The following is a 24,883-nucleotide window of genomic DNA, read 5'->3' as shown; positions in this document are numbered from 1 at the left end:
TTCGGATTCGCCACAAGGGCGCGTGGCGGCTTATAGAGCGAGTTGAGGCCGGATGGAACCTTTCGCCGTCGAGGGAAAGAAAAGGCTGCGGCAGGCTGTCTTTTCGGTCACGATAGCAGCCGATTCTGGTATTGGGGACGACGGCAGATGGATTTCGACTTGATCGTGCGCGGCGGCACGCTGCCGGATGGCAGGATTGCCGACATAGGGATTGCGGGCGAGGCCATCGTCGCGATCGAACCAAAGCTCCCGGGTTCGGCGGCGGCCGAAATCGACGCGAGCGGCAATCTCGTCTCGCCGCCTTTCGTTGATCCACATTTCCATATGGACGCCACGCTCTCCTACGGCATTCCGCGCATCAATGCGTCGGGCACGCTGCTCGAGGGCATCGCGCTCTGGGGCGAGCTGAAGCCGCTTTTGACGCATGAGGCCGTGCGCGAGCGCGCGCTCGCCTATTGCGACTGGGCCGTGTCGATGGGCCTGCTCGCCATCCGCAGCCATGTCGATGTCTGCGACGACCGGCTGCTCGCGGTGGAAGCCCTGCTCGACGTCAAGAAAACCGTCGCGCCTTATATCGACCTGCAACTGGTCGCGTTTCCGCAGGACGGCCTCTACCGCTCGCCGAATGCTCATGAAAACACCACCCGCGCGCTCGACATGGGCGTCGACATCGTAGGCGGCATCCCGCATTTCGAGCGCACCATGGCCGAGGGCGCCCGCTCGGTGACGGAGCTTTGCGAGATCGCGGCCAAACGCGGCCTGATGGTCGACATGCATTGCGACGAGACCGACGATCCGCTGTCGCGCCATATCGAGCAGCTGGCCTACGAAACGCAGCGCCTTGGGTTGCAGGGCAGGGTGGCCGGCTCGCACCTCACATCGATGCATTCGATGGACAATTATTACGTCTCGAAGCTTTTGCCGCTCATCGCCGAGGCCGGTGTATCGGCAATCCCCAATCCGCTGATCAACATCATGCTGCAGGGGCGCCACGACACCTTCCCGAAGCGGCGCGGCCTGACCCGTGTCAAGGAGATGCAGGCGCTCGGCATCCGCGTCGGCTGGGGCCAGGATTGCGTGCTCGATCCCTGGTATTCGCTGGGCACCGCCGACATGCTCGACGTCGCCTTCATGGGCCTGCATGTCGCGCAGATGTCGAGCCCGGCCGACATGGCGCGCTGCTTCGACATGGTGACCAACGTCAACGCCGCCATCATGGGGCTCGATCATCTGGGCCTTGCCGTCGGCAAGCGGGCGAGCCTCGTTGTGCTCGATGCCGGCAATGCGATCGAGGCCGTTCGCCTGCGCCCCGAGCGTCTCTGCGTCATCGCCAGGGGCAAGGTGGTGGCTGAGCGGACCAGGCAGGAAACGCGGCTGTCGATCGCGGGACGGCCGGCGCAGGTCAACCGGCGGCATAAGACAGCGTAGGTCTCCGCTCCCGGTTCGACCACTCGCGTTGGTGGCGCTTTCGCCAATCCAGGTCAGCGATCTGCTTTGTTGGGGCAGAACATCACGGTTTGCACTTGGCCGGAACGCTCGTGACCTCGTCATTCTATGGCGAAGCAAGGAGCGAAGCGACGCAGCGCAGACCATAGAATCCCGTTCCGTGATCTACGAGCTTTGCGGCGGTCCAGAATGGCCTCCGTCCTGCGCCGCGTTTCGCTCTTCGCGCGAGGTCACGGAATGGATCCTCGGGTCTGCGCGTCCGCTTCGCTCCCGCTCCGCCCGTGGATGACGAAGTTCCAGCGCTTCGGCCAGCCTCGATTTCCGCTGGTCTTACGGATTTCCCTCGTCAAGCCGGCCTCTTGCGGCTAGGGAGCGGCATGGCCTTGCTCGCCCGAAATTTCACGATCAGGAACATGTTGCTCGCCGGCATCCTGTTGATGCTGGCCGGCGACTTCATGTTCGCGCTGAACGACGCGATGGGCAAATGGCTGGTCGCCTCGTTCTCGGTCGGACAAGTGGTGCTGATCCGCTCGATCGGCGCCTTCATCGTGCTCGGCCCGATGATCGCCAACCAGGGCACCGGCAAGCTGTTCCATATGGACCGGCCGCTGTTGCAGGTCCTGCGCGTCGTGGCCACCACGACTGATACCGGGCTTTTCTACGCCGCAGTCGTCTACCTGCCGCTGGCCGACGTGATGAGCTTCTACATGGCCGGGCCGATCTACGTCGCGGCGCTGTCGCACCTCTTGCTCGGCGAAAAGGTCGGCTGGCGGCGCTGGCTGGCAATCCTGGTCGGCTTCTGCGGCGTGCTGATCATTCTCAAGCCGTCCTCGGCGGCCTTCTCGCTGTCGTCGGCCTTTGCGCTGGTGGGCAGCATCGCCTTCGGCTTCGCCATCATCCTCGGCCGCCTCCTGCGCGGCACCAGCGACACGACCTTGGTCACCTGGCAGACGATCGGCACGCTGATCGTCGGCGGCCTGCTCACCATCGGCGCCTGGCGCACGCCGTCGGCGCTCGATTTCGGCGCCATGCTACTGCTCGGCGTCGTCTCCTGCGCCGCGCATCTGATGATCACGAGGGCGCTGAAGCTGGCGCCGGCCTCGACGCTGGCGCCGCTGCACTACAGCCTGCTTCTGTGGGCGGTGGTCTTCGGACTGGCCTTCTTCGGCGACATGCCCAGCCCGCGCATCCTCGTCGGCGCCGCCATCGTCGTGCTTGCCGGCATGTTCATCTTCCATCGCCAGAAGGTGGTGGAGACCGAGGTGCCGCCGGAGAACGTGCCGAAGGGCGTGAATTAATGCATGTCGCGCAAAAGTGTGCAGCGGTTTTGCGATAACGACATGTATGAAAACAAAAGCTTGAAGGCTTGGCTTTCCGGTGCCTAACCCGCGCGCACGGCGGCGAGATGCCGCGAAAATTCCGCGGTCTCCATCAGCGCCTTGCAGCGGACAAAGCGACCGTCGGCATAGGCGCGGAAATCGTCGGCCGGATTGTCGTTGGCGAGCTGGATCAATCCCCAGAGCGTCCATAAAAGGTCGCACATCGCCTTGTAGATGACGATACGTCCGCGCGCCGCCGGCCTCGCCTCGCCGCCGAAATAGGCGCGCATCAGTTCCTCGTCCTGGGCCGCATCGAACCTGCCCTCGACCGAAAGGTCGCCGAGGTCCCACAGCGGATCGTTCATGCCGGAATATTCCCAGTCGACGATCCACATCCGCTCGCCCGTATCAAGGAAATTTTCGCACAGCGGATCGCAATGGCAGGCGGCGAGCGGGATAGGGTGCGCGGCGAGCGCGGCGCGCACCGCGCCTGCCTCGCGCACCACGTCGTGATAGCCGGCGGGCAGCGCCACGTCCTTCGTCGATAAGACCTTGAGATAGTCGTCGATCATCGCGAACAATTCGAAGCGGAAGGGGAACACCGCGCCCGAAGCATGCAGCTTGCGGAAGGCGTAGCCCGCTCGCGCGGGGCTGCCCGACCGCGCCTTGAATTTCTCCGGCGACATCGTCTCGGCGCCGGCGATAAAGCGCGTCGCCATCAGGCCGGACGCCGGATCGGCATAAAGCACCTCGGGGCTGACTCCGGCCTTGGCCGCCTCGCGCGCCGCCACCGCCTCGTTGGCGCGGTTGATATATTCTTCCGTGCCCTTGCCGGGAATGCGCAGACACGCTTCGCCGGCCCGGTAGACCTTGTTGGTCAGGCCGGCCAAACGCTCCAGCGGCCCGTCATAGCCTGCCAGCGCCGGAATGGCGGCCAACGCGGCGCGCGCCTCGTCCATCGTCATCCCCTTTACCATCACACGATGTTTTACAGCGGAACGGTTCCACAGTTTTTGCCGCTTGGCTACCATTGCGGGTACGAATCGGCGGCGGGAGCAGAAATGGCGGACGGCAAGCACAGCAACGCGCTAAGCGCGGCCTACGCCGCCAAGCGGCCGGAGGAAGTGGCCGCGGTCTATGACAGTTGGGCCGAGACCTATGACGCCGACATGTCGTCCGCCGGCTATCGCCACCCGACGATCTGCTTGGCGCTGCTTACCCGCCACCTGCCGCGCGGCGCCGAACCCTTGCTCGATGCCGGCGCCGGCACCGGCCTGATCGGCGAATGGCTGGCCATCACCGGCTATCCGACGGTCGAGGCACTCGACATCTCGCAAGGCATGCTGGACAAGGCCGGCGCCAAGGGCGTCTACACGGCGCTGCATCGCCTGGCGATGGGCGATGCTCTGCCCTTTGCCAACGACGCCTATGCCGGCATTGTTTCGGCGGGCGTCTTCACTTCGGGCCATGTCGGGATCGAGGGGCTGGACGAGTTGATCCGCATCTGCCGTCCAGGCGGGATCATCGTGCTGACCGTCAAGAACACGCTGTGGCAATCAGGCTTCGCCGAGCGCATTGCCGGACTTGAGGCTCAGGGCAGGTTGAAGCGCGTCGAGGAAACGGCGCCTTACGCCTCGATGCCGGGCGAGTCCGATACCGTGCCGAGCAGGGGGCTTGTGCTGCGCGTCAACTGACCGTTTCGTCGATCAGGCCTTAATCCTTGCCCCGGCCGGATCGTACATCGCCTCGAGATGGATCTTTGCCGGCGTGCGCTCCATCGCCACGACAAGCTCATAGTCGCCCGAGGCCAGAAAATCGTCGCTGACGCCGTCGGCATTGCGCACATAGCCGTAGCCGATGTTCTTCTCCACCGTGTAGCCGTAGCCGCCGCTGGTCAGGTAACCGACCGGGTCGCCATTGCGCAGGATCGTCTCGCGTCCGACCAGCACGATCTCCGGGTCGTCCACCGTGAAGCCGGCAAAGCGTTTCATCGGTGGCTTGCCGGCTGCCTTCTCCAGCGCCCGGCGTCCGACGAAGTCGGTATTCTTGCGAAGCTTCACGGCCCAGCCGAGCCCCGCCTCCTGCGGCATATCGTTCGGCGTGATGTCGGAACCCCAGGCGCGATAGCCCTTCTCCAGTCGCAGCGATTCCAGCGCCCGGTAGCCGACCGGGCGAATGCCATGCGCATTGCCCGCCGCCATCAGCGCATCGAAAACCTCGCCGGTGGCGGCGATCGGCACATGCAGCTCCCAGCCCAGTTCCCCGACATAGGTGACGCGCAGCGCCTTCACGCTGTGGCCGGCTATTGCGATCTCGCGCGCATGGCCGAAGGGGAAGGCGGCGTTTGAGACATCGGCGTCCGTCACCACCGACAGCACGTCGCGGGCGCGCGGCCCCATCAGCGACAGCGTGCCGAAATCCTCCGTGACGTCGGTCAGTCTGGCATCCAGGCCGGGGCCGATATGGTCGCCGATCCAGGAGAGGTCATGCGTGCGGAAGCCGGTGCCGGTGACGATGTAGAACCGGTCCTCGTCGAGCCGCGACACGGTAAGGTCTGCCTCGATGCCGCCGCGCGTGTTGAGCAGCTGCGTGTAGGTCAGCCGTCCGACCGGCTTGTCGACGTCGTTGGCGCAGATCCAGTCGAGCGCCTTCAGCGCGTCAGTGCCGGTCAGCTCATATTTGGCGAAGGAGGACTGGTCGAAGATGCCGACCTTCTCGCGCACATGACGGTGCTCGTCGCCGATCGCGCCGAACCAGTTCTGCCGGCCCATCGAATAGACGTCCTCGGCGCCCGCGCCATCCGGCGCGAACCAGTTCGGCCGCTCCCAGCCAAGCTTGGAGCCGAACACGGCGCGATACGTCTTCAGCCGCTCGTAGAGCGGCGAGACGATGCGCGGCCGCCCGGACAGATATTCCTCGTGCGGGAAGCCGATCGTGTAGTGCTTGCCATAGGCTTCCAGCGTGCGGTCGCGGACCCAGTCGCGGTCGCGGTGCAGGCCGGAGAAGCGGCGGATGTCGACCACCCACAGGTCGAGCGGCGCCTCGCCGTCGGCCACCCATTGCGCCAGCACCCAGCCGGCGCCGCCGCCGGACGCTATGCCGAAGGCGTTGAAGCCGGCGCCGACGAACATGTTGGCGCATTCGGGCGCTGCGCCGAGGATGAAGTTGCCGTCCGGCGTGAAACTCTCCGAACCGTTGATCATCTGCTTGACGCCGGCGGTTTGCAGCGCCGGAACGCGCACGATCGCCTGGGCCATGTGCTGCTCGAAATGATCGTAGTCGTCGTCGAACAGGCGGAACTCCCAGTCGTTCGGGACATCGCCGCCGGGAAGTCCGGTTGCCCAGGCCTGCGGGTTGGGCTCATAGCCGCCCATCACCAGCCCGCCGACCTCTTCCTTGAAATAGGTGCGGCGGTCGGGGTCGCGGATTGTCGGCGCGTCGGTCGCAAGGCCCGCGATCTTCTCGGTGATGATGTACTGGTGCTTGACCGGCTGCAGCGGCACGTTGATGCCGGCCATCGCGCCGACCTGCCTTGCCCATTGTCCAGCGCAGTTCACCACCTTGTCGCAGGCGATGTCGCCTTGTGAAGTTTTCACCGCTGTGACGCGGCCGTCCTTCATCATAAAGCCGGTGACGCGCACGCCCTCGAACAGTTTCGCGCCATGCATGCGCGCGCCCTTGGCGAGCGACTGGGCGATGTCTGAGGGGCTTGCCTGTCCGTCGGTCGGCAGCCAGGAAGCGCCGACAAGGTCGCTTGTCTCCATCAGCGGCCACATGCGCTTCACTTCCGCCGGCGACAGCAGCTGCATATCCATGCCGAAGCTTTTGGCCGTGGTCGCCAGCCGCTTGAACTCGGTCCAGCGGTCGGCGTTCGTCGCCAGCCGCAGGCAGCCGGTCATCTTCCAGCCGGTCGCCAGGCCCGTCTCGGCCTCCAGCCCCTTGTAAAGCTCGACCGAATATTTGAGCACGCGCGTGATCGAGGCCGAGGAGCGCAGCTGCCCGACCAGGCCGGCGGCGTGCCAGGTCGAGCCCGAGGTCAGCTTGCCCTGTTCGAGCAGCACCACGTCCGTCCTATGGTCGCGCGCCAGGTGGTAGGCAGTGGAACAGCCGATGATGCCGCCGCCGACGACGACGATTTCGGCATGGCCGGGCAAGGTCATGATCTGGTTCCGTATTTCGTCCGGTAGTTGTCCAGCGCCGCGTCGAGCCGGACGAGGTTTTCCTCGCTATAGGCGACATAGTCGATGCCGGGCGCATCGAGATAAAGCTCGGACACCATGCTCCACATCGCTTCGCGCAGCAGCGAGGCGCATTGCATGGCGGCATGCGAGCGGCGGATTTCGCCGTCCGGCTCCTTCATGAAGTAGGCGGTCATGAAGGCGAAGGATTCGTCATCGCTCAGGCCGGCGTTCGAGGCGGCGCCGGCGAGGTCGAACATTGCCGTGTTGAAGCCGGCATACTCGAAGTCGATCAGCCACAGTCGCTTGCCGTCGTCGAGGATGTTTGCCGGCAAAAGATCGTTATGGCCGAAGACGATGGGCAGCAGTTTTTGCGCCCGCTCGAGCTCGTCCGCCAGGGCCAGATAACGTGGCAGCTCAGCCCTCTTGCGGCTGCCGCCCTCGTCCAGCGTGCGCGCATAGTCGCGAATGACGTGGAACACCCAGAACATGAAGCCGGCGCCGGAGACATGCTTCGGCATCTCACGGTGAAAGCCGCGCAGCAGCGCGGCCACGCGGCCGAGATTGGCCCGCACATCCTCTCCCAGGAAGGTCTTGGCGCCGAGAAATTCCGTCACCAGGATGCCGGGCTCGGCATAATGCACGGCCGGCGCGAAGCCTGCCGCATGCGCCGCCCGTGCCGTCATCACCTCGCGCTCGCGAAAGACATGGTGGAAAGGGAAGTCCTGGCCGAAGCGCACGACATGCCGCCCGGCCGCGTCGGTGACGACAAAATTGGCGTTGCTGAGGCCGCCCGGCAGCGGCTCGATCTCAATGCCGCCGTTCCAGCACGGCAAGGCGCGGATGCGGTCTTCGGCACTCACGGCTTCGCTCCGGCCCCAACCGGTCCCGCGGAAAACAAGGCTGGGAGAACATGAAAAAGCCTCGTCGGTGCGAGACGCCAGGATCGGTATCCCGCACCGCACCGACGAGCCCCTTGGCCAGGTATGATATCCCGGCATCCGCCCCCGCGGATTCGATAAAAGCTCGCGCCTGGCTGGTTCCAGGCGATCTGGTCACTAGGTTGCGGCTCTGCCATCACCCTCCCGCGGCAGTTCCGAGCCTGTCACAAGGTCAATGTCACGCCAGCGTGGCAGCGCTGTCAATCCAAAAGCTGTGACCTTTTTTGGGTGTTTTGCCCGAAAATATAAGGGACTCCTTTCAAAGCGTGGGCAAAGCCTTAAATTCGGTCAAAATTCCCGGACGCCCCGATGATCCATTCGAAACGGCATGGCGAAATCCTGCGGCTCCTCAGCGAGGAGGGCACGATCACCATAGCCAGCCTTGCCGAGCGGCTCGGCGTCTCGCTGGAAACCGTGCGGCGCGACGTCAAGCCGCTCGCCGATGACGGCTCGGTGCTGAAGATGCATGGTGCCGTTGGCCTTTCCTCGATGCTGGGCGAGGCGCCGTTCGAGCGGCGCATGCGCGAAAATGCCGAAGCCAAGCGCCTGATCGCCAGGATGGTCGCGGCTACGATCCGCGATGGCGAGGCGATCATGCTCGATACCGGCACGACCACATCCTTCCTTGCGCGCGAGCTGCTCGGCCATCGCCGGCTGACGGTGGTCACCAATTCCTCCGACATTGCCCGTACGCTGGCGACGGTGAACGGCAACAAGGTCTATATGGCGGGCGGCGAGCTGCGCAGCGATTCGGGCGCGGCTTTCGGCATTTCGGCGATCGAGTTCGTCAGCCGCTTTTCGGTCGATCATGCCGTGATCTCGATCGGAGCCGTCGATGCGGCCGCCGGCCTGACCGACTATGATCTGGACGAGGCGGAGTTCGCCCGCATGGTGCTGTCGCGCGGCCATCGCTCGCTGGTCGTCACCGACCATTCCAAGTTCGGCCGGCAAGGCCTGGTCCGGGTCTGCGGCTTCGACGGCTTTTCCGAGCTTGCCACCGACCAGCCGCCGCCGCGCGATATAGCCGCAGCGCTGAGCCAGGCCGGGGCCCGGGTCAGTATCGCCGCGGCCTGACGTCGCCCAAGGAATAAGAGCTAGCCGAACACCAGCGACTGGTGCGCCGCAACCCCGGCCATCGCGCCGCCCGACACCGCGAAGGCGATGTTGTGCATCAGGCGCGCGGCGTCTCCTGCCGCGAAGACGCCAGGCACCGATGTCTGCTGCTTGTCGTCCACGACGATCGCCTTGCCGAACGGGCCTTCGTTGAAGGCGCAGCCCAGCTGCTCGGCGAGCGGGCTTGCCATCACGTTGCGCGGCGCGGTGAACAGCGCCCGCAGGCTCGCGGTGCGATTGCCGTCGAGCCTGACGACCAGACCGCCGGACCCGTCGTTCTGCACTTCGCTCACCTTGCCCGGCTCGAACCGGATGTTGCGCTTCTCCAATATCCGCGCCTGGTCAGCGTCCGGTTCGAACAAACCGTCGGCGAACAGCGTGACGTCGCCCCAGTCGGAGATCAGCTCGGCCTGGTGCAGCGACATCGGTCCGGTCGCCAGCACGCCGAGCGGCCCGCCGGCCACCTCGTAGCCGTGGCAATAAGGGCAATGCAGCACCGTCTTGCCCCAATGCGCGGCAAGTCCTGGAACGTCCGGCAGGATGTCCCGGACGCCGGTGGCCAGCACCAGCCGCGTCGCACCGAAACGCTCGCCATCGTCCATCCGAACCTCGAATCCAGTGCCGGCAATGGCGGCCCGCTCGGCGCGGCCCTCGATCACCGTGACGACGGGATAGGCGAGCAGCTGTGCCTTGGCCTCGCCGAGAATGTCCGCCGGCGCCCGTCCGTCCTGGCCGAAGAAGCCGTGCGAATGCTCGGCAAATCGATTCCGCGGCTCGCCGGCATCGATCACCAGCACCTTGCGCCGCCCGCGCGCCGCATACATGGCGGCGGACAGGCCGGCAAAGCTGCCGCCGACGACGATCACATCATACTGCATGGCTGGATACTCCAATGAGGTCATAACGGCGGCGGAAATCGGCCGTCAGGTCGGCCAGCGTGATATGGCCGAGCCGCTCAGTGAGCAGCCTTTCCGCCTCCAGGCGAAAATCGTCGAGCACGGCGATCACCGCCTGCTCGACTAGGCATCCGGGACTTTCCGGTTCGGTGCTGAACGGCAACAGCGTCTCGCCGAGCGCGCCGCTGATCTCGGCCAGCGAGATCTTGTCCGGCGCGCGGCCGAGCTGCCAGCCGCCGCCATGGCCGCGCGACGAGGTGACGATGCCGGCCTCCCGCAGCCCGGCAATGGTGCGGCGCACCACCACCGGGTTGGTGTGGATGAAGCCGGCAAGCTGTTCGGAGGTCAGTGCCCGCTCGGGGGCGTCGGCCATATGGACGAGGATATGCAGGGTTGAGGACAGGCGGCTGTTGCGTTTCATGTAACTTAGTTAGTTACGAATCGGAAGGTCGTCAAGTTTCGGACCTTGCCCCACTTCCCAACGCCACGTTGGCCGGTGTTTAGTCCGGCCATGGCTTTCACCATCCGCCAATTGCAGTTCTTCGTCGCCGTCGCCGAGCAGGGCACCGTCTCGGGCGCCGCGCAGAACCTGTCGATTTCCCAGTCCTCGGTCACCGAGGCGATCAAGGAACTGGAGAGCGATCTCGGCGTCGAGCTCTTCGAGCGCCATCCACGTGGCCTCAACATCACCCACAAGGGCCACCAGTTCCTGCGCCACGCGACCAAGATCCTGGCCGACGTTTCCGACGCGCGCCGCTCTTTCTCCAGCGAGCAGGCCGCCGCTGGCGGCCGTCTGCAGCTCGGCGTCACCTCGCTGGTTGCCGGCTATGTGCTGTCCGACCTGCTCGCCCGCTACCGGCGCGCCTATCCCGGCGTCGAGGTCTCGGCAATCGAGGACAATGGCGATTATCTCGAGCACCTTCTGGTCGGCGGCAAGCTCGACATCGCCGTCATGGTGACGTCCAACCTGCGCGACCGCACGGCGCTGCAGTCGGAAATCCTGGAAGTCTCGGCCTACAGGCTGTGGATTCCGCTCAGCCACAGGCTCGCCAGTGCCGACATTATCGGGGTCAATGACATCGTCTCCGAGCCGCTGATCATGCTCACCGTCGACGAGATCGAGGAGAACACCGGCAAGCTGCTGTCGGCGATCGGCGCCAGGCCGCATGTCGCCTTCCGCACCCGCTCGGTCGAGGCGGTGCGCAGCCTGGTCGCCACCGGCGCCGGCGTGGCGCTGCTGCCCGACCTCGTCTACAGGCCCTGGTCGCTGGAAGGCGACCGCATCGAATCGCGCGACGTTTCCGGCTCGCTGCCGGTGGTCCAGGTCGGCACGGTGTGGCGTCGCGGCTCCGCCCTGCCGCAGGCGGCTCGCGATTTCATTGGCCTCGCGCAGTCGCAGCGCATGGTGCGCCAGCGGCCATGATCATGTGGAGCGGTTGGGTTCGGCGACTTCGCCGTAGCCTTCCGCCCGGAATTGCGTCAACAAAGTATCGGTAAAACCGATATCGGCTTTCTGATAAATGAATTTGCGAAACCGGCTTTTTCACCGCACCTTCGCTCAGGGAACAAAGCTGCGCCCCGAGAGCGCTGCCGTCGGAGCATGAAGCTCCGACCCTTTGTAGTTTGCGCATGATCCTTTCCGAAAACCGAGCCGGTTTTCGGGGTCATGCGCCAAAATGGGAGATCGACGATGAATGCATTCCTGAAGTCGTGCACGGCGCTGACTGTCGCGCTGACTTTTTCCGGTCAGGCCATGGCCCAGGTCAAGGAACTCGGCAAGGGCGAGGGCGAGGTCAACATCGTTGCCTGGCCGGGCTATATCGAGCGCGGCGAGACCGACAAGAATTACGATTGGGTGACGGCTTTCGAGAAGGAAAGCGGGTGCAAGGTCAACGTCAAGACCGCCAACACCTCGGACGAGATGGTCTCCCTGATGAACGAGGGCGGCTTCGACCTGGTCACCGCTTCGGGCGATGCTTCACTGCGCCTCGTTGCCGGCAAGCGCGTGCAGCCGATCAACACCGATCTCATCCCGAGCTGGAAGACCGTCGACGACCGGCTGAAGGACGCGCCCTGGTTCACCGTCGACAAGGTCCATTACGGCGTTCCCTACCAGTGGGGTCCGAACATCCTGATGTACAACACCGAAGTCTTCAAGGAAGCGCCCAAGAGCTGGAACGTCGTCTTCGAGGAAATGAAGCTGCCCGACGGCAAGTCGAACAAGGGCCGCGTCCAGGCCTATGACGGGCCGATCCATATCGCCGACGCCGCCAACTATTTGATGTTCCACAAGCCGGAACTCGGCATCAAGGACCCTTACGAGCTCAACGAAGACCAGTACAAGGCGGCGCTCGAACTCTTGCGCACGCAGCGCACGCTGGTCGGCCGCTACTGGCATGATGCCGCGATCCAGGTCGACGACTTCCAGAACGAGGGCGTGGTCGCTTCCGGCTCCTGGCCCTATCAGGTCAATACGCTGGTCGCCGCCAAGAAGCCGGTCGCCTCGACGGTGCCGGAAGAGGGCGTCACCGGCTGGGCCGACACCACCATGATGGAAGCCGACGCCGCCCATCCGAACTGCGCCTATATGTGGCTCGAGCATTCGCTGTCGCCGAAGGTCCAGGGCGACGTTTCGGCCTGGTTCGGCTCGCTCCCGGTCGTGCCCGCCGCCTGCAAGGGCAACGAGCTGCTCGGCGACGAGGGCTGCAAGACCAACGGCTACGATAATTTCGACAAGATCAAGTTCTGGAAGACGCCGGTGTCGAAATGCGCCAGCCAGAACGACCAGTGCGTGCCCTATTACCGCTGGGTGTCTGACTATATCGGCGTCATCGGCGGCCGGTGAGTTCCCTTACCCTCCTCCTTGTGGGGAGGGTCGACGCGTAGCGTCAGGGTGGGGTCAGCATGGACGTTGGCGCCAACCACCCCCACCCGCGGCTTCGCCGCGACCTCCCCCATCGAGGGGAGGCAGGGCGCCGTGCGAACTCGCCTTCGTTTAACCGGCAACTGAACTGACTGGACCCATGACCTCTGCCGTTTCCTTCAAACAAGTCTCGCGCCATTTCGGCAGCGTGCGCGCCGTCGACGCTGTCGATCTCGACATCGTGCCCGGCGAGTTCTTCGCCATGTTGGGTCCGTCCGGTTCCGGTAAGACGACGTGCCTCAGGCTGATCGCCGGCTTCGAGCAGCCGACGACGGGCTCGATCTCCATCTTCGGCGAGCGCGCCGAAGGCGTTCCGCCCTATCGCCGCAACGTCAACACCGTCTTCCAGGATTATGCGCTGTTTCCGCATTTGAATGTGCTCGACAACGTCGCCTACGGCCTGATGGTCAAGGGTGTCGGCAAGGCCGAGCGGCTGAAGGCGGCTGAGGAAGCGCTTTCGCTGGTGCGCCTGCCGGGCTACGGCGCGCGCCGTCCCGGCCAGCTCTCCGGCGGCCAGCGCCAGCGCGTGGCGCTCGCCCGAGCGCTGGTCAACCAGCCCAAGGTGCTTTTGCTCGACGAGCCGCTCGGCGCGCTCGACCTCAAGCTGCGCGAGAACATGCAGGAGGAGTTGAAGTCGCTGCAGAAAGTGCTCGGCATCACCTTCGTCTTCGTCACCCACGACCAGGGCGAGGCGCTGTCCATGGCCGATCGTATCGCCGTCTTCAACGACGGCAAGATCATGCAGGTCGGCACGCCGGAGGATATCTACCAGCGGCCGAACACGCGCTTCGTCGCCGATTTCGTCGGCTCGTCCAATGTGCTGCCGCCGGATTTCGTCCAGCGCTATTCCGGCCAGCACCGTTGGGGGAGCTTGCGCCCGGAGTCGATCCGCGTTTCAGGCGCGGCAAGCGGCGACGGTGTCGCCGCCCGCCTTGTCGGCACGAATTATCTCGGCGCCACGACCAGGCTCGCGCTCGATGCCGACGGGTTGAGGCTGCATGCGGTGGTGCCGGCGGGAATGGCGCTGCCGGCCGAGGGCGAGGCGGTGATGCTGACGTTCAACCGCGACAGCCTGCATCTGATGGACGAGCCGGCATGAGCAAGGTTTGCGCGAGGCGCCCCCCTCTGGCCTGCCGGCCATCTCCCCCTCTAGGGGGGAGATCAGCAGTTTCTCGGCCTCGCCAATTCTGCCACGTTGGCGATTGGCGAAAGCGGCCGCGACATCCAATCTCCCCAATTGAGGGGGAGATGTCCGGCAGGACAGAGAGGGGGGCGAAGGATCGCGGCCTCTCCCCTGATCTCGTTCAACACGCGGCGACGCTATGACCATCGCCGCTGTTCAATCCAACCCCACACCCGCCATCTTGCCCGGCAGCGGCGGCATGCGCGGCGCGTTCTCCGACCTCTTCTGGCGCCGCCCAAAACTCCTGCTGCTGCTTATGTTGCTGCCGCCGCTTCTCTGGTTGGGCATTGTCTATATCGGTTCGCTGTTCGCGCTGCTCCTGCAGAGCTTCTTCTCGATCGACGAGTTTTCCGGCCTCATCAACCGCGAGTTCACGCTGAAGACCTATGGCGACCTGTTCCAGGCCGCCAATCTCGACATCATCCTGCGCACGGTGACGATGGCGGCGCTGGTCACGCTTGCTTCGGCAATCATTGCTTTCCCCATCGCCTATTATGCGGCGCGCTATGCGCGCGGCCGCTGGAAGGCGCTGTTCTATCTCGGCGTCATGCTGCCGCTGTGGTCGAGCTACCTGGTCAAGATCTATGCCTGGAAGCTGATCCTCGCCAAGGAAGGCATCCTCACCTGGCTGCTCGCCAAGCTCAACCTGCTTTGGCTGCTCGACGGCTGGCTGTCGCTCCCCGTTGTCGGCGGCAACTCGCTGTCGGTCTCCTTCACCGGCACGTTCATCGTCTTCGTCTATGTCTGGCTGCCCTTCATGATCCTCCCCGTTCAGGCCGCGCTCGAGCGCGTGCCCGGCAATCTGGTCGAGGCTTCGTCCGATCTGGGCGCCTCGCCGGGACAGACCTTCCGCAACGTGCTGTTCCCGCTGGCGCTGCCCGGCATCGTCGCCGGGTCGATCTTCACCTTCTCGCTGACGCTCGGCGACTACATCATCCCGCAGATCATCGGCACCTCGCGCCTCTTCATCGGCCAGGCCGTCTATTCGCAGCAGGGCACCGCCGGCAACATTCCTTTGGCCGCCGCCTTCACCGTGGTGCCCATCGTCATCATGGGCTTCTATCTCTGGGGCGCCAAGCGCATGGGGGCTTTCGATGCGCTCTGACCGTGGTCAATCTGCTCCGCTCGGCCTGAAGATCGCCGCCGCCTGCGGCCTGCTCTTCCTGCATTTGCCGATCTTGCTGATCTTCGTCTACGCCTTCACGACGGAAGAGAAGAGTTTCGTCTGGCCCCCGCCGGGGCTCACCACGCAATGGTTCGCCGTCACCTGGAACCGGCCGGATGTCTGGGAGGCGCTGTCGCTGTCGGTCCGTGTCGCCGCCATCTCCACGGCGATCGCGCTGGTGCTCGGCACGCTCTGCGCCGCGGCCGTCTCGCAGACGCGCTTCTTCGGCCGCGAGGCCATCTCTTTGCTGGTCATCCTGCCAATCGCGCTGCCCGGCATCATCACCGGCATTGCGCTGCGCTCGGCCTTCGCGCTCGCCGACATCCCGTTCTCGTTCTGGACGATCGTGCTCGGCCACGCAACCTTCTGCGTGGTCGTCGTCTACAACAACGCCGTCGCCCGCTTCCGCCGCACGTCGGGCTCTATGATCGAGGCTTCGATGGATCTCGGCGCCGACGGTTTTCAGACCTTCCGGCATGTCGTGTTGCCGAACATCGCAACCGCGCTGCTTGCCGGCGGCATGCTCGCTTTCGCGCTGTCCTTCGACGAGGTCATCGTCACCACCTTCACCGCCGGCCAACAGCAGACCGTGCCGATCTGGATGCTGGAGGAACTGATCCGCCCGCGCCAGCGCCCGGTCACCAATGTCGTGGCCATGGTCGTCGTGCTGGTGACGCTGCTGCCGATCCTCTTTGCCTATTACCTGACCCGCGACGGCGATCAGATTGCGGGCAGTGGAAAATGAAAAACAGCGAATAGGGAGTAGCGAATAGCAAATAGCGAATAGGGAAATCGATGGCCAAACCCTACTCGCTATTCGCTACTCCCTATTCGCTCCTGTTAAGGGAGAAATCCAATGGACACCCAAATGCTGATCGGCTCGAAATTCGAGAAGGGCACCGAGGCCGAGGAGCCGATCCTCAATCCGAAAACCGGGGCGACGATCCTCAACCTGCCGGAGGCGAGCCCCGCGCAGATCGAGGCTGCCGTTAGTGCCGCCGAACGAGCGTTCGTCAGTTGGTCGCGCACCACGCCGGCGCAGCGCTCCGGCTACCTGCTCAAGATTGCCGACCGCATCGAGGCCGAAGCGAAGGAGTTCGCCGCGCTCGAGGCGCTGAACTGCGGCAAGCCGATCAATGCCGTGCTCAATGACGAGATTCCGGCGATCGTCGACTGCTACCGCTTCTTTGCCGGCGCGATACGCTCGATGCCCGGCCAGGTCGCGGGCGAATACCTGCCTGGCCACACCTCGATGGTGCGGCGCGATCCGATCGGCATCGTCGCCTCCATCGCGCCCTGGAATTATCCGCTGATGATGATGGCCTGGAAGCTGGCGCCGGCCATCGGCGGCGGCAACACGGTGGTTTTCAAGCCGTCGGAGCAGACGCCGCTGACGACGCTGAAACTGGCGAGGATCCTTTCCGAGATCCTGCCCGAAGGCGTCGTCAATGTCGTGCTCGGCCGCGGCGACAGTGTCGGCAACACGCTGATCAACCATGCCAGGGTCAACATGATCTCGATCACCGGCGATGTCGCTACCGGCAAGAAGGTGCTGCAGGCGGCCGCCAAGTCGGTCAAGCGCACGCATCTGGAGCTCGGCGGCAAGGCGCCGGTCATCGTCTTCGACGACGCCGACCTCGGCGCCGTGGTCAACGGCCTGCGCGCCTTCGGCTACTACAATGCCGGCCAGGATTGCACCGCCGCCTGTCGCATCTATGCCGGCAAGAAGATCTACGACAAGCTCGTCGCCGACCTCTCCTCCGCTGTCTCGACCATCAAATACAATCAGCCGGACGATACGGACAATGAGATCGGACCGCTGATCTCGCGTCGCCAGCGCGACCGTGTGTCGAGCTTCGTCGAGCGTGCTTCGGAACTGAAGCACATCGAGATCACCACCGGCGGCAAGCCGGGCGAGGGCTCCGGTTTTTATTACCAGCCGACCGTCGTTGCCGGCGCGCTGCAGGAAGATGAGATCGTGCGCCGCGAAGTATTTGGCCCGGTCGTTTCGGTCACTCGCTTCGCGGATGTCGACGAGGCGGTGAGCTGGGCGAACGACAGCGACTACGGCCTGGCCTCGTCGGTGTGGACCAAGGACGTCTCGCGCGCCATGGCGACCGCCGCCCGCCTGCAATATGGCTGCACCTGGATCAACACCCACTTCATGCTGACCAACGAGATGCCGCATGGCGGCCTGAAGCAATCCGGCTACGGCAAGGACATGTCGCTCTACGCACTGGAGGATTACACCGCCGTGCGGCATGTGATGGTGGCGCATGGGTAGGCTCCTTTTTACCTCTCCCCTTGTGGGAGAGGTCGGATTGCCCCGATTTGCTCTTCGCAAATCGGATGGCAATCCGGGTGAGGGGTAGCTTGGCGCCAAGCTGGAGCACCCCTCATCCGTCTCGGCGCGGCGCGCCGAGCCACCTTCTCCCACAAGGGGAGAAGGCCGGGGCGGCGCTCAGGCCACTACTCCACGATCCGGAAGATCGTCCATTTGCTGGTGCCCGACACCACATAGGGTTCCAGCTCCTTGCCCCATTTGGCATGCGCGTCGATCTTGGCGATCTTGGCGAAGAACTCCTCCAACTGGGCCAGGCTTTCGACCTGGTGGTGCGCCTCGATCGTCGCTTCGCGCGCGCCCACGGAACCGGTCATGAGCTGGAACTTCATGTCGGCGAGCCCGACCTGCGAGCCGATCTCACGCTCCCATTTGCGCATCAGCTCGAGCGCGGTCTGCTTGTGACCGAACTTGGCGTCGATCTGCCATCTTGCGCTGAACATTTTGGTTCTCCTCCCTGATTTGCGGTTGAGCCCGCGGTTGATCTATTCGTCCCAAGCCTGCACGACGGTCTGGCGTGCGATACGGCCGTTCTTCAATTCCAGCATCGCCGCGCAGAACACCTTCGTGCCGTCCGGATAGGCGCAGGCCTGGGTGAAGGCGAGGCTGTCGCCCTCGGCGATCGTGGTGTCGACCTTGTGGGTCATCGCCCGGCTGCAGATGTCGTCCCAGAAGGTGCTGATCGCCGCCCGGCCGCGGATCTCGCGCGGCTTGCTCGGCGGATTGTTGCGGTCGATCACCCGCACCAGCGCGTCGTCATTGTAAAAGCTCGACAGGAGCTTGCCGTCACGGCCTTCGATCGCCTTCTTGATCGCCGCGCCGTCCACTGTCTGTGTCTTGGTCAGCATGTCATCCTCCATGTGCCCGTCTTCTCGATCGGGCTGTTGACGAGGGAAGGACTGCCCGGCGATCATCGTCGGGCAGGGATTTCGTTCACTGCGACTTGGCCTTGACGGCCGCGAACACGTCGTCTGTCTGTTTCTTGAAGGTCGCCAGGTCGACCTGGCTGCCGTTGAGCATCGTCGACCAGTGGCGCACGATCGCCGCCATGGCCACCGCCTCCTTGATTTCCTCGTCGCTCGCGCCGTTGAGCTTGGCGGCCTCGGTGTGGAAATAGATGCAGTACTGGCAGGGAATCTGCGCGGCGACCGCAAGGCCCATCAGCTCTTTGGTCTTGCCGTCGAGCGCGGTCTTGGGGTTGAGCTGCACGCCCTTGATCTCGGCCCAGGCGCCGGCGACCGCGACGTCCGGCAAGGTCTTGAACATGTCGGGCACCGAGCCGAGGGTGGCCTGGATGTCCTTGTAGGCGGCGCTGGCCGAAGCGTCTTCGGCATGCGCCGGGGTGATGGCCAGCAATGCGCCCGCGGCGAATGCCAGCAATCCGATCTTGCGACTGAGTTTCAGCATTTCATCCTCCATTTCGCAGCGCCCTTTCGGCGACATCGCCCGGCCTGCATGGGGAGAATTGATATCGCTTGTGGCGGCCCCGGCGCTTCCCCCGAAAGCGCCATGGCTCTCATGGCCCGTCCGGGCCAGTGTGCCTCGCCGAAAATGCCGCCGCCGCCGCCCGCGACGGCAGATCGAGCTTCAATAGAATGTTGGCGACGTGCCGCTTGACCGTGTGCTCGCTGAGGCTGAGCTCGGCGGCGATCGCCGCATTGCTCTTGCCATTGGCGATCAGGTTCACCACCTCGCTCTCGCGCGCCGTCAGCGCGGGCGGCTCGGCCGGCCTGGCCCTGGGCCGGCAGGCGGGCTCCAGATGCTGCTCCGACGTCGCCAGAACCGCCGGCATGGGCTCGTCCAGCTCGTCGAGGCTGACGCGGCCGGCATCGACGAAATGCAGGCCGGACCCTGTTGCGAGATCGGCGACCAGCCGCGAGGCGAGGATGTCGCCGCGTCCGGCATGCGTGGCGAGCTGCATCGTCACCCGCGCCGTCAGCCCGACCGGCTGGCCGCGTATTTCGATCTCGCCGACATGCACGCCTTGCGCGCTTGCCACGCCGATCTGCTGCGCCGCCTCGCGCAATGCCGCGGCGCAGCGCACGGCGCGCGCCGGCCCATCGAAGCGCGACATCATCAATTCGCCATGCGTGCCGGCCGTGCGGCCGCCATGGCGGCCGACAAGAAGCCGCCAGGTTTCCTGGAAGCGCTGGCTGCGCTCGCTCCACATGCGATCGCCGAGCCTGGCCGTGTCGTAGATGCGCGTCACCAGCAGCGCTGCCAACACGCGCTCGGTGTCGGCCACCGCGGGCTCGCCGGTGAGGCATTCCTCGATCAGGTCGGCCACGCGATCGACATCGCCGGTCCAGATCGGATGATCGCGCCCGGCTATCTCGACCAGCCGGGCATGCGGGATCTTCTTCGCCAGGAAGCGGCTGGCGTCAGGATCGACACGGACGTCGTTGCGGCGATGGATGATCAGCGTCGGCGCGCTGATCATCGCCAAGATGCCACGCACATCGATATCGGCGTTCATGCGGGCAAGCGCCGCCGCGGCGGTCGGGCTGGCAGAAAGCCGCTCGAACCGGGCCCACCACGGGGCAAAATGCGCATCGTCGACCCGGCCAGGCGCGAAATTGGGCAAGGTGGCCCCGGTGCCCCACGACGTCTCCGCCGTCTCGATGAAGGCCTCCAGCCGCTCCGGCGGCATCACCCATTTGTGGAAATGCGCATAGCCGCCATAAAGCACCAGCGCGCGCGTCCGCTCGGGATAGGTGGCGGCGAACAGCATCGCCATAGGCGCGCCTTCCGAGGCGCCGAGGATCGCCGCCCGACCGCTGCCGGCCGCGTCCATCACCGCGCGCACGTCGTCCATGCGGGCCTCTAAGCTCGGCAGATGACGGGCATCGACACGGTCGGAGAGCCCGGTGCCGCGCTTGTCGAACAGGATGAGCCGCGAGAAAGCCGAAAGCCGTTTCAACAGGCGGCTGTAGCCTTCGTCTTCCCAGTGCAGGTCGAGATTGGAGATGAAGCCCGGCACGAACACAAGATCGAACGCGCCTTGGCCGACCACCTGATAGGCGATCCGCACGTCCCCGCTGCGGGCATATCGCGTCTCGATCGGCCTCACGAGTTCTTCCGCCCGGCCCGACGATTTTCCGATCGTCAAACATAGCAGAGCCGCGCGGATAGCGGCAGCTTAAATTTTAGCAGAAAGAAATATAAGACCGCCCGGTCGCTACGCTATTTTTGCGAAGCGGCGACATCTGCCGGGAAGGCCGTAAGACCAAGCTTCATGTCGGCCTCCGCGGGGCTGATCGGCCGCTTGATCTTGGCCGAGGCGGCGACCACGAGCTCGTCGAAATTCTCGGTGCCGGCGTCGAGCATCTCGAAGAACTGGCGCCGCATCCGCGGCTCCCAGAACTTGTTGATGTGCTCGGCAACGCCGGCAATGCCTTCCTCGCGCGGTTTCGAATGAAAGAAGGCGGCGATCTGGTTGGCCATGCGCACCAGCTTCTCCCTGGTGCTGGTGATGTGGTCTTCGTCATGCGACATGCTTGGCAACTCCGGAAGCCACTCGTTCAGGGTGGGTGAAAATATCGAAATCGTCGCCGCGAACCAGCGCCACCAGCGTCATGCCGGCGGCGTCGGCCGTGCGGATGGCGAGCGCGGTCGGCGCCGAGACCGCCATGATGATCGCGGCGCCGATGGCGGCCGTCTTCTGCACCATCTCCACCGAGACGCGCGAGGTCACCACGACGGCGCCGCTCGCGCCGTCGATGCCGGCCCTGGCCAGCGCGCCGGCCAGCTTGTCCAGCGCGTTGTGACGGCCGACATCCTCGCGCGCCATGACGATGCCCTTGCCTGGAACGTAGAAGCCGGCGGCATGCACTGCGCCGGTCTCTTTGTGCAGCGGCTGCTGCTTCGACAGCAGGCGGACGGCGCTTGTTATATCCTCAGATTGAAGTGTAAGTCGCGACGCACCAACGGCGTCGACCGAGCGCATCGCCTCCTCAATGGATTCGATGCCGCACAGCCCGCAGCCGACCGGTCCGGCGAGCCTGCGCCGCCGCGCCTGGAAGCGCGTGTTGGCCTTGTCCTTGAGCCGTATCTGGATGTCGATGCCGGCGCCGAGATCCTCGACCTCGATCGCCTCGATCTCTGCCGGGCCGGCAATGATGCCTTCGGTCAGCGAGAAGCCGAGCGCGAAATCCTCGAAATCGGCGGGGCTCGCCATCATCACCGCATGCGTCGTGCCGGCATAGGAGAACGCCACCGGCGTCTCTTCCGGCACCATGCGATTCGCGGCCGCGGTGCCGCCGGCGCGATGCGCGAGGCGAGAGATCTGGGAAATGGCGGGACGTTCTTTCGTCACGAGGCGCGCCTCCCTGCACTGCCCACCCTTCGCAGCAACTCGCGCCTTTCCTCTCCCCCGTCGATCGGGGGAGAGGTGTCGAGCGAAGCTCGATGGAGTGAGGGTCGATCAGCCGTCAAGATTGAAGCTCTTGCCTCGACACACCTACTCCGCCGCCTGCAGCGGGGCGATGCGCCGGCTCTGCTTGGCCTGCTCGTTATAGTCCTTCTGCCAATCGGTCGGACCGTTGGACGGCGCCACCTGCACGGCGGTGACCTTGTATTCCGGACAGTTGGTCGCCCAGTCCGAGAAGTCGGTCGTGATGACGTTGGCCTGCGTGTCCGGGTGGTGGAAGGTTGTGTAGACGACACCGGGCGAGACGCGGTCGGTGATCAGCGCGCGCAGCGTGGTTTCGCCGGAACGGCTCGCCAGCCGTACCCAGTCGCCGTCGCGGAGGCCGCGGACCTCGGCGTCGTGCGGATGGATCTCCAGCCGGTCCTCGGCATGCCACGTGACGTTTTCGGTGCGCCTGGTCTGCGCGCCGACATTGTATTGCGACAGGATCCGTCCGGTGGTGAGCAGCAGCGGATAGCGCGGACCGGTCCGCTCGTCCGTCGCCACATATTCGGTGCGGATGAACTTGCCCTTACCGCGCACGAAGCCGTCGACATGCATGATCGGCGTGCCGAGCGGCGCCTTCTCGTTGCATGGCCACTGCACCGAGCCGACGCGGTCGAGCAGCTCGAACGAGACGCCGGCGAAGCTCGGCGTCGTCTTGGCAATCTCGTCCATGATCTGCGAGGGATGGGTATAGTTCCAGTCGAGCCCGATGGCGCGGGCAAGCTCCTGCGTCGCTTCCCAGTCGGCATAGCGCGCCTTCGGTTCAATGACCTTGCGCACCATGTTGATGCGGCGCTCGGCATTGGTGAAGGTTCCGTCCTTCTCGAGGAAGGTCGAGCCCGGCAGGAAGACATGCGCGTAGTTCGCCGTCTCGTTGAGGAAGAGGTCGTGCACGACCACGCATTCCATCGCGGCGAGGCCGCCGGCGACATGCTTGGTGTCCGGATCGGACTGCAGGATGTCCTCGCCCTGGATGTAGATGCCCTTGAACGAACCGTCGACGGCGGCGTCCAGCATGTTGGGGATGCGCAGGCCCGGCTCATCGTCCAGCTTCACGCCCCACAGGCTTTCATAGATGTCGCGCACCGCTTCGCCCGAGATGTGGCGGTAGCCCGGCAACTCATGCGGGAACGAGCCCATGTCGCAGGAGCCCTGCACGTTGTTCTGGCCGCGCAGCGGGTTAACGCCGACGCCCGGACGGCCGATATTGCCCGTGGCCATGGCGAGGTTGGCGATGGCGATCACCGTGGTCGAGCCCTGGCTGTGCTCCGTCACGCCGAGGCCGTAATAGATCGCGCCATTGCCGCCCTTGGCATACATGCGCGCGGCACCCCGGATCAGCTCCGGATCAACGCCCGAGAGCTTGCCGACGGTTTCGGGACTGTTTTCCGGCAGTGCGACGAAGGACGCCCAGTCCTGGAACTCGGCCCAGTCGCAGCGCTCGCGGATGAACGCCTCATCGAACAGGCCTTCGGTGACGATGACATGCGCCAGCGCCGTCAACACCGCCACGTTGGTACCGGGCTTCAAGGGCAGGTGGTAGTCGGCTTCGATATGCGCCGACTTGACCATTTCGGTGCGGCGCGGATCGAGCACGATCAGCTTGGCGCCCTGGCGTAGCCGCTTCTTCAGCCGCGAGGCGAAGACGGGGTGGGCGGAAGCCGGATTGGCGCCGATGATGACGGCGACATCGGTGAAGTCGACCGAATCGAAATCCTGCGTGCCGGCCGAGGTGCCGTAGGTCTGGCCGAGCCCGTAGCCGGTCGGCGAGTGGCAGACGCGCGCGCAGGTGTCGACATTGTTGTTGCGGAAGCCCTGCCGCACCAGCTTCTGGACGAGATAGGTCTCCTCATTCGTGCAGCGCGAGGAGGTGATGCCGCCGATCGCCGTGCGTCCATACTGATACTGGATGCGGCGGAATTCCTTCGCCGTATGGGCGATCGCCTCTTCCCAGGTCACTTCGCGCCATGGATCGGTGATCTTCTCGCGGACCATTGGCGACAGGATGCGATCCTTATGCGTGGCATAGCCATAGGCGAAACGGCCCTTGACGCAGCTATGGCCGTGGTTGGCCTTGCCGTCCTTGTAGGGCATCATGCGGATGACCTCGTCACCCTTGACCTCGGCCTTGAACGAGCAGCCGACGCCGCAATAGGCGCAGGTGGTGACGGCCGAGCGCTCCGGCATGCCCTTCTCGAGCACGGTCTTCTCGCGCAGCGCGTCGGTTGGACAGGCCTGCACGCAGGCGCCGCAGGACACGCATTCGGAAGCGATGAAGTCCTCATGCATGCCGGCGACCATGCGCGATTCGAAGCCGCGACCCTCGATGGTCAGCGCGAAGGTGCCCTGCACCTCCTCGCAGGCGCGCACGCAGCGCGAGCAGACGATGCACTGTGCCGGATCATAGGTGAAATAAGGATTGGATTCGTCGCGGGCGATGTAATCGACCGCCAACGAGCCATGGCCGGGCGCGACGCCGCCTTCTTGCTTGACGTGGTTGCGGCCCTCGACACCATAGCGGTTCTCGGTGAGGCCGACCGACTTCGCCACCGCGTCGAACTCGCTGGCGCCGGTTCCGGCCTTTTCGTTCCAGCCCATCGGGTGGTCGGAGACATAGAGTTCCATGACGCCGCGGCGGATGGCGTCGAGCCGGTCGGACTGCGTGCGCACCACCATGCCTTCGCCGACTGGCGTCGTGCAGGAGGCCGGCGTGCCGCCGCGCCCTTCGATCTCGACCAGGCAGACGCGGCAGGAACCGAAAGAGTCCAGCATGTCGGTGGCGCAGAGCTTCGGGATCTCGACGCCGCCTTCCATGGCCGCGCGCATGATCGAGGTACCTTCCGGCACGGTGATGCTTTGCCCGTCGACTGTCAGGGTCACCTGCTTCGTCGCTTTCGACTCCGGCGTGCCGTAGTCGATCTCTTCGATGAGTGTCGGGAAGTCGGCCTTGATGTTCATCTGCCA

The 24,883-nt window shown here is 64.9% G+C and carries 22 protein-coding genes; 10 read left to right on the top strand and 12 right to left on the bottom strand.

Features of this window, described 5'->3' with window-relative positions:
* Positions 1-147: 147 nt before the first annotated feature.
* Positions 148-1,428: an amidohydrolase family protein gene (locus FJ423_RS19145; RefSeq protein ID WP_140843926.1), complete on the top strand. Its 1,281-nt coding sequence runs from the start codon at positions 148-150 to the stop codon at positions 1,426-1,428.
* Between the two features lie 395 nt (positions 1,429-1,823).
* Positions 1,824-2,744 carry a DMT family transporter gene (locus FJ423_RS19140; RefSeq protein ID WP_140843924.1) on the top strand — a complete coding sequence of 307 codons (921 nt, stop codon included), beginning with the start codon at positions 1,824-1,826 and terminating at the stop codon, positions 2,742-2,744.
* A gap of 83 nt (positions 2,745-2,827) precedes the next feature.
* Here the strand turns inward: FJ423_RS19140 and FJ423_RS19135 are convergent, their stop codons facing one another.
* Positions 2,828-3,730 (bottom strand): phosphotransferase family protein, encoded by a 903-nt coding sequence (locus tag FJ423_RS19135; protein ID WP_140843922.1) that lies wholly within the window; start codon positions 3,728-3,730, stop codon positions 2,828-2,830.
* Between the two features lie 96 nt (positions 3,731-3,826).
* Here FJ423_RS19135 and FJ423_RS19130 point away from each other — a divergent pair, with 96 nt between their 5' ends.
* Positions 3,827-4,459 carry a class I SAM-dependent methyltransferase gene (locus FJ423_RS19130; protein ID WP_140843920.1) on the top strand — a complete coding sequence of 211 codons (633 nt, stop codon included), beginning with the start codon at positions 3,827-3,829 and terminating at the stop codon, positions 4,457-4,459.
* A 12-nt stretch (positions 4,460-4,471) separates the two neighbouring features.
* Here the strand turns inward: FJ423_RS19130 and FJ423_RS19125 are convergent, their stop codons facing one another.
* Positions 4,472-6,925 (bottom strand): FAD-dependent oxidoreductase, encoded by a 2,454-nt coding sequence (locus FJ423_RS19125; protein ID WP_140843918.1) that lies wholly within the window; start codon positions 6,923-6,925, stop codon positions 4,472-4,474.
* Positions 6,922-7,806 carry a phosphotransferase family protein gene (locus FJ423_RS19120; RefSeq protein WP_140843916.1) on the bottom strand — a complete coding sequence of 295 codons (885 nt, stop codon included), beginning with the start codon at positions 7,804-7,806 and terminating at the stop codon, positions 6,922-6,924. Before FJ423_RS19120 ends, FJ423_RS19125 begins: the two co-directional genes overlap by 4 nt.
* A 387-nt stretch (positions 7,807-8,193) precedes the next feature.
* On the opposite strand from FJ423_RS19120, the gene FJ423_RS19115 reads away from it, so the two are divergent.
* Positions 8,194-8,958: a DeoR/GlpR family DNA-binding transcription regulator gene (locus tag FJ423_RS19115; protein WP_140843914.1), complete on the top strand. Its 765-nt coding sequence runs from the start codon at positions 8,194-8,196 to the stop codon at positions 8,956-8,958.
* Between the two features lie 20 nt (positions 8,959-8,978).
* Here the strand turns inward: FJ423_RS19115 and FJ423_RS19110 are convergent, their stop codons facing one another.
* A complete protein-coding gene (locus FJ423_RS19110) occupies positions 8,979-9,875 on the bottom strand; it encodes an NAD(P)/FAD-dependent oxidoreductase (RefSeq protein WP_140843912.1) in 897 nt (298 codons plus the stop codon).
* Positions 9,865-10,314 (bottom strand): Rrf2 family transcriptional regulator, encoded by a 450-nt coding sequence (locus FJ423_RS19105; protein ID WP_140843910.1) that lies wholly within the window; start codon positions 10,312-10,314, stop codon positions 9,865-9,867. The genes FJ423_RS19110 and FJ423_RS19105 overlap by 11 nt, the downstream gene beginning before the upstream one ends.
* 90 nt (positions 10,315-10,404) lie before the next feature.
* On the opposite strand from FJ423_RS19105, the gene FJ423_RS19100 reads away from it, so the two are divergent.
* From FJ423_RS19100 to FJ423_RS19070, 6 genes are all read left to right on the top strand, one after another.
* Positions 10,405-11,316: a LysR substrate-binding domain-containing protein gene (locus FJ423_RS19100; RefSeq protein WP_140629159.1), complete on the top strand. Its 912-nt coding sequence runs from the start codon at positions 10,405-10,407 to the stop codon at positions 11,314-11,316.
* A gap of 267 nt (positions 11,317-11,583) precedes the next feature.
* The gene (locus FJ423_RS19095; protein WP_140843908.1) at positions 11,584-12,738 is read left to right on the top strand and encodes an ABC transporter substrate-binding protein; all 1,155 of its coding nucleotides are present in this window, start codon (positions 11,584-11,586) and stop codon (positions 12,736-12,738) included.
* Between the two features lie 178 nt (positions 12,739-12,916).
* Positions 12,917-13,915: an ABC transporter ATP-binding protein gene (locus tag FJ423_RS19090; RefSeq protein WP_140843906.1), complete on the top strand. Its 999-nt coding sequence runs from the start codon at positions 12,917-12,919 to the stop codon at positions 13,913-13,915.
* Positions 13,916-14,138: 223 nt separating this feature from the next.
* Positions 14,139-15,104, top strand: a complete 966-nt coding sequence (locus FJ423_RS19080) for an ABC transporter permease (RefSeq protein ID WP_140843904.1) — start codon at positions 14,139-14,141, stop codon at positions 15,102-15,104.
* The gene (locus FJ423_RS19075) at positions 15,094-15,909 is read left to right on the top strand and encodes an ABC transporter permease (protein ID WP_140629170.1); all 816 of its coding nucleotides are present in this window, start codon (positions 15,094-15,096) and stop codon (positions 15,907-15,909) included. Before FJ423_RS19080 ends, FJ423_RS19075 begins: the two co-directional genes overlap by 11 nt.
* A gap of 111 nt (positions 15,910-16,020) precedes the next feature.
* Complete coding sequence (locus FJ423_RS19070) at positions 16,021-17,448, top strand: gamma-aminobutyraldehyde dehydrogenase (protein ID WP_140843902.1); 1,428 nt, start codon at positions 16,021-16,023, stop codon at positions 17,446-17,448.
* Between the two features lie 185 nt (positions 17,449-17,633).
* On the opposite strand, the gene FJ423_RS19065 is transcribed toward FJ423_RS19070, so the two are convergent.
* From FJ423_RS19065 to fdhF, 7 genes are all read right to left on the bottom strand, one after another.
* A complete protein-coding gene (locus tag FJ423_RS19065; protein WP_095766062.1) occupies positions 17,634-17,948 on the bottom strand; it encodes a hypothetical protein in 315 nt (104 codons plus the stop codon).
* A 42-nt stretch (positions 17,949-17,990) separates the two neighbouring features.
* Positions 17,991-18,353: a nuclear transport factor 2 family protein gene (locus tag FJ423_RS19060; RefSeq protein WP_027166011.1), complete on the bottom strand. Its 363-nt coding sequence runs from the start codon at positions 18,351-18,353 to the stop codon at positions 17,991-17,993.
* Positions 18,354-18,438: 85 nt separating this feature from the next.
* Positions 18,439-18,912, bottom strand: coding sequence for a carboxymuconolactone decarboxylase family protein (locus tag FJ423_RS19055; RefSeq protein ID WP_095766213.1), 474 nt, complete (start codon positions 18,910-18,912; stop codon positions 18,439-18,441).
* A 109-nt stretch (positions 18,913-19,021) separates the two neighbouring features.
* Positions 19,022-20,575 (bottom strand): alpha/beta fold hydrolase, encoded by a 1,554-nt coding sequence (locus FJ423_RS19050; protein ID WP_140843900.1) that lies wholly within the window; start codon positions 20,573-20,575, stop codon positions 19,022-19,024.
* A gap of 113 nt (positions 20,576-20,688) precedes the next feature.
* Complete coding sequence (locus FJ423_RS19045) at positions 20,689-21,000, bottom strand: formate dehydrogenase subunit delta (protein WP_140843898.1); 312 nt, start codon at positions 20,998-21,000, stop codon at positions 20,689-20,691.
* Positions 20,990-21,820, bottom strand: a complete 831-nt coding sequence (gene fdhD, locus FJ423_RS19040; protein WP_140843896.1) for a formate dehydrogenase accessory sulfurtransferase FdhD — start codon at positions 21,818-21,820, stop codon at positions 20,990-20,992. Before fdhD ends, FJ423_RS19045 begins: the two co-directional genes overlap by 11 nt.
* 144 nt (positions 21,821-21,964) lie before the next feature.
* The gene (gene fdhF, locus FJ423_RS19035; protein WP_140843894.1) at positions 21,965-24,877 is read right to left on the bottom strand and encodes a formate dehydrogenase subunit alpha; all 2,913 of its coding nucleotides are present in this window, start codon (positions 24,875-24,877) and stop codon (positions 21,965-21,967) included.
* Positions 24,878-24,883 lie beyond the last annotated feature (6 nt).

The sequence above is a fragment of the Mesorhizobium sp. B2-8-9 genome, from assembly GCF_006439475.1.
GTDB lineage: Bacteria > Pseudomonadota > Alphaproteobacteria > Rhizobiales > Rhizobiaceae > Mesorhizobium.
Note: the sequence above shows the minus strand (reverse complement) of the source record. Positions and strands in the feature narration are given on the sequence as shown.

Excerpts from the sequence above, each read along its gene's own strand:
- FJ423_RS19145 (WP_140843926.1), top strand. The coding sequence starts at position 148 with ATGGATTTCGACTTGATCGTGCGCGGCGGCACGCTGCCGGATGGCAGG.
- FJ423_RS19140 (WP_140843924.1), top strand. The coding sequence starts at position 1,824 with ATGGCCTTGCTCGCCCGAAATTTCACGATCAGGAACATGTTGCTCGCC.
- FJ423_RS19135 (WP_140843922.1), bottom strand. The coding sequence starts at position 3,730 with ATGACGATGGACGAGGCGCGCGCCGCGTTGGCCGCCATTCCGGCGCTG.
- FJ423_RS19130 (WP_140843920.1), top strand. The coding sequence starts at position 3,827 with ATGGCGGACGGCAAGCACAGCAACGCGCTAAGCGCGGCCTACGCCGCC.
- FJ423_RS19125 (WP_140843918.1), bottom strand. The coding sequence starts at position 6,925 with ATGACCTTGCCCGGCCATGCCGAAATCGTCGTCGTCGGCGGCGGCATC.
- FJ423_RS19115 (WP_140843914.1), top strand. The coding sequence starts at position 8,194 with ATGATCCATTCGAAACGGCATGGCGAAATCCTGCGGCTCCTCAGCGAG.
- FJ423_RS19110 (WP_140843912.1), bottom strand. The coding sequence starts at position 9,875 with ATGCAGTATGATGTGATCGTCGTCGGCGGCAGCTTTGCCGGCCTGTCC.
- FJ423_RS19105 (WP_140843910.1), bottom strand. The coding sequence starts at position 10,314 with ATGAAACGCAACAGCCGCCTGTCCTCAACCCTGCATATCCTCGTCCAT.
- FJ423_RS19100 (WP_140629159.1), top strand. The coding sequence starts at position 10,405 with ATGGCTTTCACCATCCGCCAATTGCAGTTCTTCGTCGCCGTCGCCGAG.
- FJ423_RS19095 (WP_140843908.1), top strand. The coding sequence starts at position 11,584 with ATGAATGCATTCCTGAAGTCGTGCACGGCGCTGACTGTCGCGCTGACT.
- FJ423_RS19090 (WP_140843906.1), top strand. The coding sequence starts at position 12,917 with ATGACCTCTGCCGTTTCCTTCAAACAAGTCTCGCGCCATTTCGGCAGC.
- FJ423_RS19080 (WP_140843904.1), top strand. The coding sequence starts at position 14,139 with ATGACCATCGCCGCTGTTCAATCCAACCCCACACCCGCCATCTTGCCC.
- FJ423_RS19075 (WP_140629170.1), top strand. The coding sequence starts at position 15,094 with ATGCGCTCTGACCGTGGTCAATCTGCTCCGCTCGGCCTGAAGATCGCC.
- FJ423_RS19070 (WP_140843902.1), top strand. The coding sequence starts at position 16,021 with ATGGACACCCAAATGCTGATCGGCTCGAAATTCGAGAAGGGCACCGAG.
- FJ423_RS19065 (WP_095766062.1), bottom strand. The coding sequence starts at position 17,948 with ATGTTCAGCGCAAGATGGCAGATCGACGCCAAGTTCGGTCACAAGCAG.
- FJ423_RS19060 (WP_027166011.1), bottom strand. The coding sequence starts at position 18,353 with ATGCTGACCAAGACACAGACAGTGGACGGCGCGGCGATCAAGAAGGCG.
- FJ423_RS19055 (WP_095766213.1), bottom strand. The coding sequence starts at position 18,912 with ATGCTGAAACTCAGTCGCAAGATCGGATTGCTGGCATTCGCCGCGGGC.
- FJ423_RS19045 (WP_140843898.1), bottom strand. The coding sequence starts at position 21,000 with ATGTCGCATGACGAAGACCACATCACCAGCACCAGGGAGAAGCTGGTG.
- fdhF (WP_140843894.1), bottom strand. The coding sequence starts at position 24,877 with ATGAACATCAAGGCCGACTTCCCGACACTCATCGAAGAGATCGACTAC.